The organism is Microbispora corallina, assembly GCF_016863035.1.
In the GTDB taxonomy this organism is placed as follows: domain Bacteria; phylum Actinomycetota; class Actinomycetes; order Streptosporangiales; family Streptosporangiaceae; genus Microbispora; species Microbispora corallina.
This window is the reverse complement of the sequence record NZ_BOOC01000094.1, coordinates 1-1100: the sequence shown is the minus strand read 5'-3', so window position 1 is coordinate 1100 and position 1100 is coordinate 1. Positions and strand designations below refer to the sequence as shown.

The following is a 1100-nucleotide window of genomic DNA, read 5'->3' as shown; positions in this document are numbered from 1 at the left end:
AGTGGGAGTGGGCGTCGGCGTGGGGGTGGGAGTCGGGGTCGGGTTGGGCGTGGCGGAGTTCAGCGCGTTGAGGACCGAGGTGTAGGCGGCCTTCTTGTTGCCGTTGCCGTCGAACAGCAGCGGGGTTTGGCTGGAGCGCCAGGAGTCGCTGTCGCGCACGCCCCACACGGTGATGCCGACGCAGCGGGAGACCGCGAGACAGTCGTTGACGATGTTGGCGTACGTGGTGGCCGAGGCCCCCTCGACGTCCAGCTCGGTGATCGCCACGTCCACGCCCAGGGCGGCGAAGTTCTGCAGCGTGGTCCGGTAGTTGCTGGGGTAGGGGCTGCCGCTGTTGAAGTGGCCCTGGAGTCCCACGCAGTCGATCGGCACGCCGCGGGACTTGAAGTCCTTGACCATGTTGTAGACGCCCTGCGTCTTGGCCCAGGACCAGTTGTCGATGTTGTAGTCGTTGTAGCAGAGCTTGGCGGCCGGGTCGGCGGCGCGCGCGGTGCGGAAGGCGACCTCGATCCAGTCGTTGCCGGTGCGCTGGAGGTTGGAGTCGCGGCGCCCGCCGGTGCTGTCGTCGAAGGCCTCGTTGACGACGTCCCAGTAGGGGATCTTGCCCTTGTAGTGGGCCATCACGCCGTTGATGTGGTTGATCATCGCCTGGCGCAGCGCGCTGCCCGACAGCGACTGCATCCAGCCCGGCTGCTGGGAGTACCAGGCCAGGGTGTGCCCGCGGACCTGCTTGCCGTTCTGCACGGCCCAGTTGTAGATCCGGTCGGCGTTGGTGAAGTTGAACTGGTTCTGGTTGGGCTCGGTGGCGTCGATCTTCATCTCGTTCTCGGCCGTCACCATGTTGAACTCACGGTTGGCGATCGTGGTGTAGGCCGAGTCGCCGAGCTTGCCGGCGCTGATCGCGGTGCCGAAGTACCGGCCGCTCTGCGCGGCCGCCGCACCCAGCGTGCTGGCCGCGGCGTCGGCGGGCACCGGCACCGACAGCGCCGTCGTCACACCGAGCGCCCCCAGTGCGCCGGCGACCAGAGCCCGGCGCCACCGGGTTCCAGGCGAAGGAATGGCGTTTGCGCCCATGCCTGAGCCTCCATAACTGAATCACG

General features: G+C 67.6%; 1 protein-coding gene. It reads right to left on the bottom strand.

What is annotated here, in order from left to right:
* Positions 1–1074 (bottom strand): glycoside hydrolase family 10 protein (locus Mco01_RS38675; RefSeq protein WP_204061790.1); only part of this gene is annotated, 1074 nt, incomplete at its 3' end.
* Between the last annotated feature and the right edge of the window lie 26 nt (positions 1075–1100).